At 60.0% G+C, this 15,505-nt stretch carries 13 protein-coding genes; 8 read left to right on the forward strand and 5 right to left on the reverse strand.

Annotated elements, in window-relative coordinates:
* Window positions 1–24: 24 nt before the first annotated feature.
* Both M0D68_RS01510 and M0D68_RS01515 read right to left on the reverse strand, forming a co-directional pair.
* The gene (locus tag M0D68_RS01510; RefSeq protein WP_200620982.1) at window positions 25–1,881 is read right to left on the reverse strand and encodes a potassium transporter Kup; all 1,857 of its coding nucleotides are present in this window, start codon (window positions 1,879–1,881) and stop codon (window positions 25–27) included.
* Between the two features lie 270 nt (window positions 1,882–2,151).
* Complete coding sequence (locus M0D68_RS01515) at window positions 2,152–2,955, reverse strand: helix-turn-helix transcriptional regulator (protein WP_266223603.1); 804 nt, start codon at window positions 2,953–2,955, stop codon at window positions 2,152–2,154.
* A 155-nt stretch (window positions 2,956–3,110) separates the two neighbouring features.
* Here M0D68_RS01515 and M0D68_RS01520 point away from each other — a divergent pair, with 155 nt between their 5' ends.
* The 6 genes from M0D68_RS01520 to M0D68_RS01545 all read left to right on the forward strand — a co-directional run bounded on the left by M0D68_RS01520 (window position 3,111) and on the right by M0D68_RS01545 (window position 9,478).
* On the forward strand, window positions 3,111–4,223 hold the full coding sequence (locus M0D68_RS01520) for a P1 family peptidase (protein WP_266223604.1): 1,113 nt from the start codon (window positions 3,111–3,113) through the stop codon (window positions 4,221–4,223).
* 49 nt (window positions 4,224–4,272) lie between these two features.
* Window positions 4,273–5,382 carry a polyamine ABC transporter substrate-binding protein gene (locus M0D68_RS01525; RefSeq protein WP_266223605.1) on the forward strand — a complete coding sequence of 370 codons (1,110 nt, stop codon included), beginning with the start codon at window positions 4,273–4,275 and terminating at the stop codon, window positions 5,380–5,382.
* Window positions 5,383–5,532: 150 nt separating this feature from the next.
* Window positions 5,533–6,420: an SDR family oxidoreductase gene (locus M0D68_RS01530; protein WP_266208856.1), complete on the forward strand. Its 888-nt coding sequence runs from the start codon at window positions 5,533–5,535 to the stop codon at window positions 6,418–6,420.
* A gap of 123 nt (window positions 6,421–6,543) precedes the next feature.
* Entirely contained in the window at window positions 6,544–7,524 is a 981-nt protein-coding gene (locus M0D68_RS01535; protein WP_266223606.1) for a chromate resistance protein ChrB domain-containing protein, read from the forward strand.
* A complete protein-coding gene (locus M0D68_RS01540; protein WP_266223607.1) occupies window positions 7,521–8,705 on the forward strand; it encodes a chromate transporter in 1,185 nt (394 codons plus the stop codon). Before M0D68_RS01535 ends, M0D68_RS01540 begins: the two co-directional genes overlap by 4 nt.
* 38 nt (window positions 8,706–8,743) lie before the next feature.
* Entirely contained in the window at window positions 8,744–9,478 is a 735-nt protein-coding gene (locus M0D68_RS01545) for a superoxide dismutase (protein ID WP_234486743.1), read from the forward strand.
* A gap of 162 nt (window positions 9,479–9,640) precedes the next feature.
* On the opposite strand, the gene M0D68_RS01550 is transcribed toward M0D68_RS01545, so the two are convergent.
* Both M0D68_RS01550 and M0D68_RS01555 read right to left on the reverse strand, forming a co-directional pair.
* Window positions 9,641–10,003 carry a translation initiation factor Sui1 gene (locus M0D68_RS01550; protein WP_256456957.1) on the reverse strand — a complete coding sequence of 121 codons (363 nt, stop codon included), beginning with the start codon at window positions 10,001–10,003 and terminating at the stop codon, window positions 9,641–9,643.
* Between the two features lie 20 nt (window positions 10,004–10,023).
* The gene (locus tag M0D68_RS01555; protein ID WP_266223608.1) at window positions 10,024–11,034 is read right to left on the reverse strand and encodes a DnaJ C-terminal domain-containing protein; all 1,011 of its coding nucleotides are present in this window, start codon (window positions 11,032–11,034) and stop codon (window positions 10,024–10,026) included.
* Between the two features lie 340 nt (window positions 11,035–11,374).
* On the opposite strand from M0D68_RS01555, the gene M0D68_RS01560 reads away from it, so the two are divergent.
* Window positions 11,375–13,117 carry a methyl-accepting chemotaxis protein gene (locus tag M0D68_RS01560; RefSeq protein ID WP_266223609.1) on the forward strand — a complete coding sequence of 581 codons (1,743 nt, stop codon included), beginning with the start codon at window positions 11,375–11,377 and terminating at the stop codon, window positions 13,115–13,117.
* A gap of 373 nt (window positions 13,118–13,490) precedes the next feature.
* Window positions 13,491–15,233 (forward strand): thiamine pyrophosphate-binding protein, encoded by a 1,743-nt coding sequence (locus M0D68_RS01565; protein ID WP_266223610.1) that lies wholly within the window; start codon window positions 13,491–13,493, stop codon window positions 15,231–15,233.
* A gap of 49 nt (window positions 15,234–15,282) precedes the next feature.
* On the opposite strand, the gene M0D68_RS01570 is transcribed toward M0D68_RS01565, so the two are convergent.
* Window positions 15,283–15,504, reverse strand: a complete 222-nt coding sequence (locus tag M0D68_RS01570; protein ID WP_093641745.1) for an FmdB family zinc ribbon protein — start codon at window positions 15,502–15,504, stop codon at window positions 15,283–15,285.
* Window position 15,505 lies beyond the last annotated feature (1 nt).

A 15,505-nucleotide genomic window follows, 5' to 3' on the forward strand; every position in this document is an offset into this window, starting at 1 on the left:
AGGTTCTACCTTATAGGTTCTACCTCATATTTCGACGCGCGAGCCCAGCTCGATCACCCGGTTTGAGCTCAGTTTGAAATAAGCGGCGGGGTTGCCGATATTGTGCGCCATCACGCTGAACAATCGTTCGCGCCACACTGGCATGCCCTTGCCTCCGGTCGCCACCACAGTGGCATGACTGAGGAAGTAGGAGACCTTCGCCGGATCGACCACCAAACCCTTCGGCTCGCAGTCGCGCAGCGCTTGCGGAAGGCTGGCCACGTCCTTGAAGCCGTATGTCACCAGGATGCTGTGGCAATTGTGGCCCAGCGGCGTGATCGCCACGCGCTGCTCGCGCGGTACATAGGGCACATCCAGGTTGGTCACGTGCACGAACAGCACACGCTCGTGCAGCACGTGGTTATGCGCCAGGTTGTTGACCAGCGCGTGCGGCACGGTGCTGGGGTCGATGGTCAGGAACGCCGCCGTGCCGGGCACGCGTATCGTTTCCTGCGCGAACAGGCTGTCGAGGTACCTGGCCAGCGGCAGCGCGCCGGCATGGATGCTGGCCTCTTCGATCATCAGCGCACGGCCGCGGTGCCAGGTGGACATCACGGTGAACATGATGGCGCCCAAGAGCAGCGGGAACCATCCGCCATCCACGAACTTGAGCAGGTTGGCCGAGAAGAACGCCAGATCGATGACGAAGAAGAACCCGGTGGCCAGCACGCACAGCAACCAGTTGTAGTGCCAGGCGTAGCGCACCACGTAGAACGTGAGGAAGGTGGTGATCATCATCGTGCCCGTTACCGCGATACCGTAGGCCGAACCCAGCGCCGTAGAGGAACCGAAGCCCAGCACCGCCCCCACCACCGCGATCAGCAGCAGCCAGTTGATGGCGGGCACGTAAATCTGGCCGACTTCGCGTTCGGACGTATAGACGATGCCCATGCGCGGCATGAAGCCGAGTTGCATGGCCTGCTTGGTCATCGAAAACGCGCCGCTGATCACTGCCTGCGACGCGATCACAGTCGCCACCGTGGCCAGCACCACCATCGGGAACAACGCCACCGACGGGAAGAGGTGGAAGAAGGGGTTATCCACGGCCTTGGGATCCGACAATAGCAGCGCGCCCTGGCCCAGGTAGTTGAGCGCCAGCGCGGGTAGCACGAGTGCGAACCACGACAGACGAATCGGCGGCGCGCCGAAGTGGCCCATGTCGGCATAAAGCGCCTCAGCGCCGGTCAGCGCCAACACCACCGCGCCGAGCGAGACGAAGGCCCGCCAGCCGTTGCGCATCAGGAATTCGAGGCCCACGAACGGGTTGAAAGCGACCAGGATGGCCGGCGCGCGGCCGATGCTGAGCAGTCCCGACACCGCAATCACGACAAACCACAGCACCATCACCGGCCCGAACACAGCGCCGATGCCGGCCGTGCCGCGCCGCTGCACGAGGAACAAAGCGATCAGCACGACGAGTGCGATCGACACCACGAAGGGCTTGAGCTGCGGTTCCGCCACTTCCAGTCCTTCCACCGCGCTGAGCACTGAGATGGCCGGCGTGATGACGCCGTCGCCATAGAACAGCGCCGCGCCGAATACACCGGCGAGTAGCAGCCCGTTGCGCAGGCGGGGCCGGTCCATTACAGAACTGGAAGCCAGCGCCAGCAGCGCCATGATGCCGCCCTCACCGTGGTTGTGGGCGCGCATGATCAGCGTCACGTACTTCAGCGTCACCACAATGATCAGCGACCAGATGATGAGCGACACCACGCCCAGCACATTGAAGCGATCGAGCACCAGCCCGTGACCCGAGTCGAATACCGTGCTCATGGTGTAGAGCGGACTGGTGCCGATGTCGCCGAACACGATGCCGATGGCGGCCAGCGCCAGCTTGGGCATCGACCCGTGGCGGGTTTCCTCGACGTGGCCGGCAGGGGCGCCCGGTTGTTGGCCTGAAGACGATTCCATGAATGGCTCCTTCTCAGTGGGTGGGGCCCCCGGCCAACGAACGGTGCGCCGGCGCTCAAGCGCCTGGCGGCCCGTCTGGTCACGCTGATTTTGCTGCAATGGACTGATCAGCGGACGGCCTGTCGGTGACAGCCTACAGAAGAAAGGGCGCGGTTCAAAGCCAGGCATCTCCTTAGGATCACCCAGCAGAACCGGTTCGCCTCAGTTGGTCTCCGGGTCTTCATCCATGATGAGCAGAAAGAGTGTCGCTTGAGAGGAGATGTTCAGCTTCTTGTAAAGATTGCGTCGGTGAACTTTGGCAGTAGCGGGTGACACGCCGAGCAGCCTTGCCATATTCTTGGTCGAATGACCGGCAAGAATCATCAGCGCGATTTCAATTTCGCGGTTGGTCAACGATGTGTTGGAGCGCTTGCGCAACGCCTGTTCGAAATGAAGGCGCCGGTCACCTCCCGCGGGTGAACTCACCGGCGGCGGGAGCACGGCTGTTTGTGCTGCCAAGGCGTGGCACATCAACGGAAGCAACCATGCGCCGTAAAGACAGAGGGTTCCGATTTCAGTTGAGCTGAAGCGGCGTTCACTGCCCATCGATACGGACAGCGTTCCACCCGTTGGCAGCGGGGCCAACAACTGCACCTCATCTTCCAGCACGTTCACCGAAAAATAGCGGCGAAAATATTCGGTTTCCCGAAAGTGATCGGGCGCGACTTCGTCCAGACAATACACACCCGGGCTGATCTCGCCCAGGCTGAATTGATAGAAAGGGTCCAGCAAGTAGACGCTGTTCAAATACCCCTTGAACAGTTCGTCGTTCGGCGTGCGCGACTGGATTTCCGCAATCAACTGGGGTTTCCCATTGGGCCAGAAGATCACCACCACCCAGTTGTCAAAGTGGACCACTTTGCGCAACAGGTCGATCAGCGCATGCCAGAACTGTTTGTCGTCGAGCTTCTCGACCAGACGTCCAAGCCGCTGATGAAAGGCAACGTCCGATACATCAAGCTGCATGTCAGTTTCCCCCACTACCCCTTAAAGGGTAGGTCGTCCCATCGTTCTAGCCCTTCGGCCTGATTTTCACGCGTCGTTCCCCACCCTACCATCTCTGTACCCCGTCGCATGCGCGTCGGCAGGCTTGCTCGCAGCGAGCAATACAGGAGAAAAGTATGGGTATCAGAGACATCGGTGTTCGAGTTGGCCACGGCACGCCCGGTCCGTTTAACAGCATCACCGACGTGCAAGGCGTAAGAGTCGGTCATCGTACCCTGGTCGAAAACCGCGCAGAAGCTTCGATTCGAACCGGCGTGACGATCATCGAACCGCGCGCCGGCATGGCACGGCTCGACCCATGTTTTGCCGGCTGTCACGTGCTCAACGGAAACGGCGATGCCACCGGCCTGGAATGGATACGCGAATCAGGATTGCTCACTACGCCTATCGCCTACACCAACACGCACAGCGTCGGTGTGGTTCGCGATGCTCTGGTCGCCGCCGAACGCGCGTGGGTCGGCAATAGCCAGTACTGGTGCATGCCGGTGGTGCTGGAAACGTTTGATGGAGTGCTGAACGACATCTGGGGGCAGCATGTCACCGCCGCGCACGTTCACGAAGCGCAGGCCGACGCTCGCAGTGGACCGGTGGCCGAGGGCTCGGTTGGCGGTGGTACCGGCATGATTTGTCATGAGTTCAAAGGCGGCATTGGAACAGCCTCACGCAGGCTCGCGGCAGCGGACGGTGGCTGGACCGTCGGCGCGCTAGTCCAGGCGAACTACGGCCGTCGCGACGCGCTGCGCGTGGCCGGTTATCCGGTGGGCGAAGTGCTGCGAGGTCTGCCGTCGCCATTCGACCGACGTCGTGCGGGTGTCCCCGGAATGGGATCGATCGTGGTGACGCTTGCGACCGACGCGCCGCTTCTTCCGCATCAGTGCGAGCAGATTGCGCGGCGCGCGAGCATTGGATTAGCCCGCGTGGGCGGTGGCACCGAATACTCCAGTGGCGACATCTTCATTGCCTTCTCGGTGGGTAACCGCGGCATACCGCCGGCGGATTACGGCAAGGCGATCGAGCCTGTCATCAGCGTGCGCTGCGTCATTCACGATTTCATTTCTCCGCTATTCGTCGCGGCTGCGGAAGCGGTCGAAGAAGCCATTCTCAACGCCCTCGTTGCTGCCGAAGATATGGACGGCCAAGGCGTTCATGTCCACGCGCTCGGCGCCGCCCGTCTGCTGAAAGCACTGGAACAAGTTGGTTGGCGCCGCGACCGCCCGATTGCTGACTGACGCTTCTTCCCCTTCGCACGAGTTCCTCCATTAACACGGAAATGCCGCTATGACACCCCGCCATCTCATCACTGTCGTCACGGGACTCCTCGCAGTTGCGGGGACACTGGTTGCGACCGCAAATCATGCTCAAGCCGAAGAGCTGAATGTCTACAACTGGTCGGACAATATCGCCGACGACACCGTCTCCGGGTTCGAAAAGGAAACCGGCATTCACACCCGATACGACGTCTATGACGGCGACGACACCTTGCAGGCAAAGTTGCTAAGCGGTTCATCGGGCTATGACGTTGTCGTGCCGTCATCCAGTTATGCCGGCAAGCAGATTGAAGCAGGGGTTTATCGGAAGCTCGACAAGAGCAAGATTCCAAACCTGGCCAATCTGGATCCCGTGCTCATGAAGATGCTTGCGTCAGCCGATCCGGGCAATCAATACACCGTGCCATGGTCATGGGGAACAGATGGCATCGGTTACAACGTCACGAAAGTGACGCAGATATTAGGCAAGGACGCACCGTACGATAGTTGGGACCTGCTGTTCGATCCGCAATACGTCTCGAAGCTGAAAAGCTGCGGCGTTTCCGTGCTCGACTCCGCGGAGGACGCATTCTCGGTTGGGTTGATCTACCTGCATAAGGACCCCAACAGTAAGAACCCCGCCGATTATCAGGACGTGTTCAAGCTGCTCAAAACGATTCGCCCGTACATCACCCAGTTCAATTCTTCCGGCTACATCAACGATCTCGCCAACAACGATGTCTGCATCGCGCTAGCGTGGTCGGGCGACGTCGGAATCGCAAAGCGGCGTGCAGAAGAGGCCCATCGCTCGTACGAGATTCGCTACGTCATTCCTAAGGGCGATGGAGTGTTGTGGTTCGATCTGATGGGCGTTCCCAAAGATGCGCCACACCCGGAAGCTGCAATGCAATGGATCAATTACATCCTTCAGCCGAAGGTGAGCGCGGCGATCACCAATCAGGTTTTCTATCCGAACGCTAACGCTTCGGCGCGTGCCTTTGTGAAGCCGGCGATCCTCGAGAATGAAGCGGTTTATCCTCGCGGTGAAAAGATGAAATCGCTCACGCTGTCATTGCCTTTGCCGGCCGATATCCTGCGCCTTGAAAACAGGCTGTGGACACAGCTTAAGGCCGGGCGCTGAGGTTGAGGCGGATCGACGTATTGCGTCAGCGTTGGATTGGCCGGCCGGCATCGGGATCATCCTGTTAGTTCTTTTCATAGGATGACGTCACCACTTCAACAGAACGGGAAATGGTCAGATAGTCGCAGTGACAATCACGGAGGTTTTACTATGCGTATCTTTCTGACGGGCGCGACAGGCTTCATCGGTGCGGCCATCGTTCCCGAACTCATCAACGCGGGTCATCATGTGATCGGTATGACGCGTTCGGACGCGGGAGCGCAAGCGCTTATCGATGCAGGTGCGGAAGTGCATCGCGGAACCCTGGAGGATCCGGAGAGCCTGCGCAGCGGCGCCGCAAAAGCAGATGCCGTCATTCACACAGCGTTCGATCACGATTTCTCAAGATTCGTGGAGAACTGCGAAAAAGACAAGCGTGCGATCGCAGCACTCGGTTCCGTGCTCGCCGGCTCCGACCGTCCTCTGATCATCACCTCGGGAACCGGCATGGGTAGTGGTGAGCACGGTCAACTGGCGACTGAAGATGTCTTTAATGTCAGCCATCCCAATCCGCGGATCGCATCCGAGGTTGCTGGGAATGCTCTCCTGGAGGCGGGAATCAACGTGTCGGTGGTGCGCTTGCCTCAGGTTCACAACCCGTTCAAGCAGGGTCTCATCTCGCCGCTCGTTGCTATCGCTCGGGAGAAAGGCGTCAGCGCCTTCGTCGGCGAGGGTCGTAACCGCTGGCCGGCCGGCCATCTCTCCGATGTGGCGCGTCTCTATCGGCTCGCCGTAGAAAAGCGCCAACAGGAGGCTCGATATCATGCGGTCGGCGAAGAAGGGATCAGTAGCCGCGAAATCGCAGAGGCGCTTGGCCGGGGTCTGAACTTGCCCGTCGTTTCGATCAGCCCGGACGAAGCGGCGTCGCATTTTGGATGGATGGCAATGTTCGTCGGCCTGGATATGCCGGCCTCCAGTGTTCAGACCCAAGCTCGGCTGGACTGGCATCCAACAGGTCCGACGCTCATCGCCGATCTCAACGAAGCGCGGTATGTCTAGTCACTTTTGTTGATCAGCCCGCGGCGGAGCGGAATCAATCTACGCCGCGGCATCAATGCGGCTCCACCGAAGTCAAAACAAAATAATTTGTAAAGTACGCTACATACGTGTAGTTTACTTTACATGAATGCTCTAACCACCTGGTCTGTCCTCGTTCTGACGTTCCCCACCGTGAACGCCACCGCGCGCATGCGGGCGTGGCGGGCGCTGAAGGCGAAGGGGTGCGCTGTCCTGCGCGACGGCATCTACCTGTTACCCCAAACCGCGGAGCGCGAGGACATGCTGCGCGAACTTGCCGGCAGCATTGACGAAGCCGGCGGCACCGCCCATCTGCTACGGGCGCAAAGCCTGGACGCGTCGCAAGAAGAGGACTTCCGCGCACTGTTCGATCGGAACGACGACTACGCAACCTTTGTCGCGGCACTGGGCGCGGCGCGCAAAACGCTGGGCGGTATGCTGCCGGCTGACGTCACCCGTTTGCTGCGTCGCTTGCGCAAGGACTACGACGCGATCCGGACGATCGACTACTTTCCGGGCGCCGCATCGACCGATGCCGAAGTTGCCTGGGAAGATTTTCTGGCGCTCGCGGATACGGTCGTGTCACCGGGCGAACCGCATGCGGCTGAACGAGCTATCCGGCCACTGCGACGCGACGACTATCTCGCCCGGACGTGGGCGACCCGACAACGGCTATGGGTCGACCGCGTCGCAAGCGCATGGTTGATCCGTCGCTTCATCGATCCGCAGGCACGCTTTCTTTGGCTCGTGTCGCCGGAAGACTGCCCCACGGACGCCCTCGGCTTCGACTTCGACGGCGCCGCCTTTACGCACGTGGGCGAGCGCGTGACGTTTGAGGTGCTGGTTGTGAGTTTCGGCCTCGACGAGGACGCAGCGCTTCTGCGGCTCGGTGAAATGGTGCACACGCTCGACGTCGGCGGCGCACCGGTACCAGAAGCAATCGGCTTCGAGGCAGTGATGGCCGGCGCACGGCAACGCGCGTTGGACGACGATCAACTGCTCGACGAGATGGGTCGGGTGCTCGATTCGATTTACGCGCACTTCGCAACGGGCAAAAAAAATAACAGCGCAGAAGGCCGTTCATGAACACCACGACGGCGATCTCGCCCGGCTACACGCTCGGCCAGATGATCCTTTACATGCTGCGGCTCGGCACCTTTGGATTTGGCGGTCCGGTGGCGCTGGTCGGCTACATGCACCGCGACCTCGTCGAGCGCCGGCGTTGGATCAGCGAGCAGGACTACAAGGAAGGACTGGCGCTGGCTCAAATGATGCCAGGTCCTCTCGCCGCACAACTCGGCATTTATCTCGGCTACGTCCATTACCGCGTCGTCGGTGCAACGGTGGCCGGTATCGCTTTTGTCCTGCCGTCGTTCCTGATGGTTGTGGCGCTCGGCTGGGCCTACGCGCAGTTTGGCGGCCTCTCCTGGATGCAGGCAGTCTTCTATGGCGTAGGCGCCGCGGTGGTCGGAATCATCGCGATGAGCGCGTACAAACTGACCAGAAAGACCGTCGGCAAAGACAAACTACTGTGGGCGATATTCCTGGTGCTCGCGGTCGTCACCGTGGTCACTGAATCCGAGATCGCGTGGCTGTTTATCGGAGGCGGTCTGCTCAACTGGTTCTGGCGCGCGCCCCCGAAATGGCTTGGCAAGGGCGGATTGAATGCACTTGCCGTGGCGCAGGCGCCGGGTGTGAGCGGTGTCCTCAGTGGCCTTGACTTGCCGCTGCTCGGCCAGATCGGTCTGTTCTTCGCCAAGGCCGGTGCGTTCGTGTTCGGCTCGGGACTCGCAATCGTGCCCTTCCTCTACGGCGGTGTCGTGACCGAACATCACTGGCTCAACGACAAACAGTTTGTCGATGCGGTGGCCGTCGCGATGATCACTCCGGGGCCGGTCGTCATTACGGTCGGCTTCATCGGCTATCTCGTTGCGGGATTTTCGGGCGCCTGCGTCGCCGCGCTCGGGACGTTTCTTCCCTGCTACCTGTTCACCGTGCTGCCGGCACCGTACTTCAAGAAATACGGCAAGCTCCCCGCCGTCAAGGCGTTCGTTGATGGCATTACTGCGGCGGCCGTGGGCGCGATCACGGGCTCAGTCATCGTTATCGCGAGGCGCTCGATCGTCGACTGGCCGACTGTCGTGCTTGCTCTTGTGACGGTCGTGTTGCTCTGGCGATTCAAGAAGCTGCAGGAGCCGGTGATTGTCGTTGCGGCTGCCCTATTTGGTCTAACTGTCTATCCACTTATCCATTCGCACGCCATCTGAAGGCACGCGTGCGCGTGCATTCTACGAGGATCGTATTCATGGCTACACGTCGTACCTTCCTGCAAGACACCGCTGCTATCGGTGCTGGAATCATGCTGGCTCAGGCACAAACGGCACGTGCCGCAGAAGAGTCCGGTTACACCGACAAGCTCACAGACGCGGACGGCAAATATGCCGCTGGACCGCTGCCGTTTGCCTACGACGCGCTTGAACCCGTTATCGATGCGCGCACCGTCGAACTGCACTATAACTTTCACCACAAGCCCGCGGTGGCTGCCGCGAACAAGGCTGAAGATGGCCTCGCGAAAGCCCGGGACTCAAACGACTTTGCGCTAGTGAAGTTCTACGAGAAAGAACTCGCGTTCCAGCTATCGAGCCACATCCTGCACACCATTTACTGGACCAGCATCTCCGGCAAAGGCGGTGAACCGAAGGGCGAACTGGCAAAAGCGATCGACAGGAATTTCGGTTCCTATGCGAAGTTCAAGGCGCAACTGCTTGCCGCGACGATTGCTGTGGAAGCATCCGGCTGGGGAGTAGTTGGCTACCACCCTGCGACGGGTAAGCTCATGATCCTGCAATGCGAGAACCATCAGAAGCTGACCGCCTGGGGCATCCAGCCCATCCTCATCCTCGACGTTTTTGAGCACGCGTACTACCTGAAGTATCAGAACAGGCGCAACGAATACGTCAACCAGATTTTTAGCCTTATCAACTGGGACAACGCCGCCATGCGGATGCAGGCAGCGTTGCCTGCGCGGAGGATGACGTGAACCGGATGATCGATGTTCAAAGCCGACGCCGGCATCGTGTCGAAGATCGGCGACGGCCGCATCGACTCTAACTGTTCGGACGATTTGCGTCCTGAGCGATCGTGAGTGCTTGTGGCCGCACGTAGTCCATTGAACTCATTGTGCCGACACTCACTGAAACGATTAACCCCCGGCGCGCTTCGCGCTGTGGCCGTACTTCTTGAGCGCTTCGATGACCCGCTCGCAATGGTCACCCTGCACTTCAATCACGCCATCCTTGACTGTTCCACCAGAACCGCAGGCCGTGCGCAATTGCTTGCCTAATGAGGCCAACGCAAGAGGATCGAGCGCCAACCCCTTAACGATCGTCACGCTTTTCCCGCCTCGGCCCTTGGTCTCGCGTGACACTCGCACGACGCCATCGCCTACCGGTAATGCCCTGGCAACTGTCTTGCAGATACATTCCGCGAGCGCCTTTCTGCATTCGGGACACATCCGTCCGCCGTCGGTGGAATAGACGAGGCCGCCTTTTGAACTATCTTTCATGATTGGTTTACTCAAAGACACTACTTGGCTGCGAAACGCTGGCTCGAGCATGCAGGCATTACCTGCGTCGCTCGACGCCCCGCATCCGCAAACATCTCACGCAGCCGTTGTCGTTCATCGTCAGTGAGATGTGAAGCCGCAGCCGGCATCGCGAGCACCAATTGCAGCGTCAGGTCGCCGCGAAAGCCGTTGCGGTCCGTGAGTCCATGTCCGCGTAGACGAATCGTGCTGCCCTGTTGCGCGTTCGGCGGAATCGTCATCCGATGCGCACGCCCCAGGATCTGCGCGTCGAAGTTACCGCCGAGCGTGGCGGTCACGAAATCAACCTGAATCTCGCTCGCGAGATTCAGGCCGTCACGACGAAAGGCCGCGCTGCACACAATCGCGACCGAGAAGATCGCGTCACCAGACGGACCGCCATTCGTCCCGGGATGACCACCACCTTCGACGACAAGACGCTGGCCATCCCACACACCCGCTGGAACCTTCACAGTCTCGAACTTCCGCCAGGTTCTGATACCTGTGCCGAGACACGCTTGACACCGGTCACTCGCCGGCGGCCGACCAGTTCCTCCACAGGCGACGCAGTGCATGCCCGAGACCGACAGACCGCTGCCGTTGCAGCTCGCGCACTGGGCACCGCGTTCTTGACATGGGTGACACGGTCCCCTCACCGCATAGCTCGCTTCGACCTCGCCGCCATGAATCGCGGCTTCGAGCGGAACGAAAAGTTCGACCAGGCAGTTCGCGCCGCGCATCGGAGGCGAGCTGCGGTGTTCGCGTGAGTGGGCTGGCTTGTCACGGCGCTCAGTCGATGCCGCCGCCTGACTGAGTACGGGCGGTTGACGCTCGCCTGTCAAAATCTCAAACGCCTCCTGAATGCGCTTGAACACCGGCTCGACTGTCGATTCGCGCCCCTTGTTGCGATCGGGGTGGTACTTCGCTCTTAGCCGTCGGTACGCGCGCTTGACGTCTGCCGGCGACGCAGTGTCCGGCAACTTCAGCCGCCTATAGTATTCGTCAAGACTCACGCATTTCCCCCGCATCTCTTTCCGTACGCGCAAGTCTATCAAGACGCGATGAACGGACTGCCAGTTGTCGAAACGTCATCTCATCTGCAGCGCTCAGTCGCTGGACCTTCGGCATTCGTCTTCGCTCCAAACCTTACAAAGTAATAACTTGGAAGCATAAAAATACGATAAATTTGCGCGTAAACGATAATTGGTATGAAGAATAGATTGTGCCTGCCGTTAACTGAATACATGGAGCACTTGCCGCATCCCCGGACGGCATTGCCGACTATCCGGCGACGCGCGAGCGTCGTTGGATCTATTTCTTTGTTCCAATTTTTTCACGTTGACGAAGCAAGCTATGAATATCGGCAATATGAAGCTCGGCGCCAAACTAATCAGCGCCTTTATCCTCGTATCAGTCATCAGTGCCATCGTCAGTGTGATCGGTGTCCGCAGCATGGGACGGATCAGCGACAACGCGGACACGACCTATCGAATGGATCTCGTGGGGCTTAACCAGATCCAGCAAGCGAACGCCGATGTGCTGAGAGTCGGTACCTATCTACGCAACGCCATTCTGGCTTCCACTGCCGAGCAGCGGACTGCCTCGCTAGGCCAAGCCGAAAAAGCCCTGGCCTCGGCGCGCGAGCACCTCAATCAAGCCGAGCCCCTCGTCTACACCGACAAAGGGAAGGCGACCTTCGCCGATCTCGATCAGGGCTGGCACGACTACATACAGGCCTTCGATGAAATGAAAGGCCGGATTAACGCCGCTGGGCTACAGGATCAAGCTGCCCTGACTGCCTATCTGTTGGGCGAATACCATGAGAAGGGGTTCAAGACCCTGGTCCTGATGGGCACGCTGGTTAATGTGAAACAGAGCGACGCCCAAGCGACGGCCGGATCTAACGACAAGGTCTACGAGGACGGCCGCAATCTGATGATTGTTCTGGTGGTCTTGTCCATGTTGATCGGTTGGGGCATCGGCGTCTGGATGGCCCGCAATCTGACACGGCAACTGGGCACTGAACCGGCGACAGCCGCCAACCTCGCCAGAAGCGTGGCGGCGGGCGATCTCAGCGTAAGCATCGACCTCCCGCCCGGCGATACGACCAGCCTCATGGCATCGCTGAAAGCAATGCGCGATGCGCTCGCGCAGGTCGTGGCGGAAGTCCGCGAGAACGCCGAAGGCGTGGCGACGGCAAGTGCGCAGATCGCACAAGGGAATCTGGATCTGTCGAGCCGCACAGAGGAGCAGGCAGCATCGCTCGAAGAAACCGCCTCGAGCATCGAAGAACTGACCGCTGCGGTCCGTCACAACACGGATAACGCGAAGCAGGCAGCAACGCTCGCCGGTACGGCCTCCGGCATCGCACAGCAAGGCGGCGACGTCGTCGGGCAAGTGGTCGAAACGATGCGCGATATCTCCGCCAGTTCGACCAAAATGTCCGAGATCATCAGTGTGATCGAGGGTATTGCCTTCCAGACCAACATCCTCGCGCTCAACGCGGCGGTCGAGGCGGCTCGTGCCGGCGAACAGGGTCGCGGCTTCGCCGTCGTTGCCGGCGAAGTGCGCGCGCTTGCGCAGCGTAGTGCCAGCGCCGCAAAGGAAATCAAGGATTTGATCGCCGATTCGGTCAATCGGGTAGAGGTGGGCTCGAATCTTGTCGAGCAGGCGGGCGGCACGATCAATGAGATCGTCGCGTCGGTGAAGCGTGTCACCGATATCGTGGGCGAAATCTCGTCGGCGTCGCAAGAACAGAGCACCGGCATCGAGCAGGTCAATCAGGCAGTCAACCAGATGGACCAGGTCACCCAGCAGAACGCCGCGCTGGTGGAAGAAGCTTCGGCGGCGGCCCAGTCGATGGCGCAGCAGGCCCAGGGTCTGCGTGCAGCGGTGGCGTTCTTCAAGATCGACGTCAGGCGCGTATCTATGTCACCTGTGAACGCAGCTCGGAAGGAACCGCATCGCAAGCCGCAGGTGGCATCCCCGGCAAAGTTGGCAAAGCCCGCGGCGACGCCACGTTTAACAAGCAGTGCAAGCACCGCGGCCGCAGCCGCGACCAGTGCAAATGAAGCTGCCGACTGGCAGACATTCTGAACGGGGCAACGCGTTCAAGCTGAACGTCTACCTGTAGTCGAACGGACCGAGGTTCGCGATTCTCGCGCGCCGCATGGTCGATAACACCTCGCAGCGCTCGCCTCCATTGAGGCAGTGCATGCGAGCGACGTCGTAATCGAGAAAGAGTACTCACGGATGGAGACACGGGCCCGTTTCAGGCGGGCTCGATGCAGCAGCACGGGACGCGATTGCAGCCGGTGTGCAACGCGTTCAGGGCCGTCTCGCTGTCTCCACATACCGGCGTTGTGCCGCCGGCTTCGTCACGTTGCTCTTTCGAGGGCCACGCGCGACGTCCGGATGAGAGATAGCGAGATCCGATTATTGGTTTCTACTCGGATCGTACTCAAAAAATATGGAATCACACGCTCCTCTCAATGTATCGACAACGGTCGTGAAGTCGTTGGAAGTCGCGAAAATCGACCACGTCTTCCTCGTGCCGGGGAAGATGATCTACCCACTGCTGGATGCAATCGACAAATCGCCATCGATCCGCGGCATTGTTTGCGCGCATGAGACCAGCAGTGCTTTCATGGCCGATGGTTATGCGCGGGCCAGCCGAAAATTCGGCGTGTGCGTGGGGATTTCCGGACCGGGCACCATGAATTTCGTGCCCGGTATGGCGGCCGCTCACGCAGACCGGATTCCCATGCTCTATATCGCCGGAGGGGTTTCGTCGCGTGCGGAAGGCAAAGGTGCGTTCCAGGATGCTACGCAGAGCGGCATTTTTGAAAGCGGCGTGGTAAGGAGCCTGGTCGAAAATGTTGTTGAACTGAAGAACAAAGACAATCTTCAGGCCGAGATGCGCCGCGCGACAGATGGGTTGAACTGGATGCGTCGAGCGCAGTCCTTCGTGAGCATCCCTGTCGACGTTCAGCGGCAGGAGGTGCTGCCCGGCCACAATGCATCACGGCAACCATACGATCATGACGAGTTCAACGCCTGCGAGGTCCCCGCGAACCGCGCTGCGTTGGAGGCCTTGTGCAACCGGTATCTGCTCAAATCGAAGAGAGTCGCTTTTCTGATCGGCAGTCGCGGCAATGACCCGGAAACCGCGAAGGTCCTGCTCGACGTAGCCGAAAAATTTTGCATTCCGGTTGCGACCACGCTCTCGGGAAAGGGAGCGTTTCCTGAGGACCATATCCTTTCGCTCGGCGTGTACGGATTCTCGGGCCACTCGCGGGCCGTCCGCGTCATCAACTCGGACGAGCTTGACGTCCTCGTCGTATTCGGCAGCGACCTGAATCAGCGCGACAGCATGAACTGGACGGAGAAGCTCTCCGCCTGGAAGGAACTGATCATCTTCGACGACAGCTTTGACGCACCCGCGACGGGGCATGTCGCGCGCGGCAGAGTTTTCTCCGGAATTGGCGCCACATTCCGCTTGCTGTCCGAGATGGACACGGACCGCAGCGCCGACTTTCACACGGTGTTGGAAAGAAGAAAAGCATGGGTCGCCGAGGTCAACGAAACTCCTTTGTACGACTATAAGTTCGAGCAACCCGGCGTGCGGGGTTCAGATGGCGATCAAGCGCTCTATACAGGAGACGTCGTCAAGCAACTGTGTCAATTCCTGCCCAAGGATGCAAACGTTGTCGTGGATTCCGGCGCCCACCGGATATTCATGGCTCACTACTGGCTCTCGTCGGGCATTGGCAACTATTTCTCATCCAGCTCGCTCGCGCCGATGGGTTGGGCAGTCGCCGCTGGGATCGGCGTCAAGCTTGCGGCTCCGGAGCGCCCGTGTGTCGTCGTGACCGGAGACGGATGCATGCTTATGCACGGCATGGAGATCCAGACCGCAGCCCGATACGGCGTAAAGGTGCTTTATGTCGTGTTGAACAATGCTGCGCATGGCGCGGTCCATATCGACGCAATCAGCAATGGCTCTATTCCGGCGCAGTTCAGCGAGTTGCCGAGTCATGACTGGGCTGCTTTTGCCGCTTCGCTCGGTGTCGCGTCGCGCAGAGTTGAGCACCTCGATGATCTGGCAGATGCGCTGAGCGATGCGTCACAGCTTAACGGTCCATTCCTGATCGAGGTGATGACCGGCGTTTTTCCGGCACCGAATCGGTACTACGCGGAATGCGCGGCTTGAACAGCAGCTATCAAGGTGCAGCGGTCGTTTGCGCAGTCAGGTCGGCTGTCTAGCGACAGCAACCGCAGCCACCTTGATGCCTGAAGCCATAAGCCCCTTCTTCCGCCGGCATGGTCTCGCCGCGGTGCGACAGCAACACCGTCGCACCGCTGGCGATGCGCGGCGACAGCAGGCCGCACTCCGGGCACGGCGTTCGCTCATCACGCCTCGCGACCGGGCGGATGGAATCGAACGTCCCGCATGCGTCGCAGGCATATTCATAGATTGGCATG

The organism is Paraburkholderia sp. SEWSISQ10-3 4, from assembly GCF_030464785.1.
GTDB classification, from domain to species: Bacteria; Pseudomonadota; Gammaproteobacteria; order Burkholderiales; family Burkholderiaceae; genus Paraburkholderia; species Paraburkholderia aspalathi.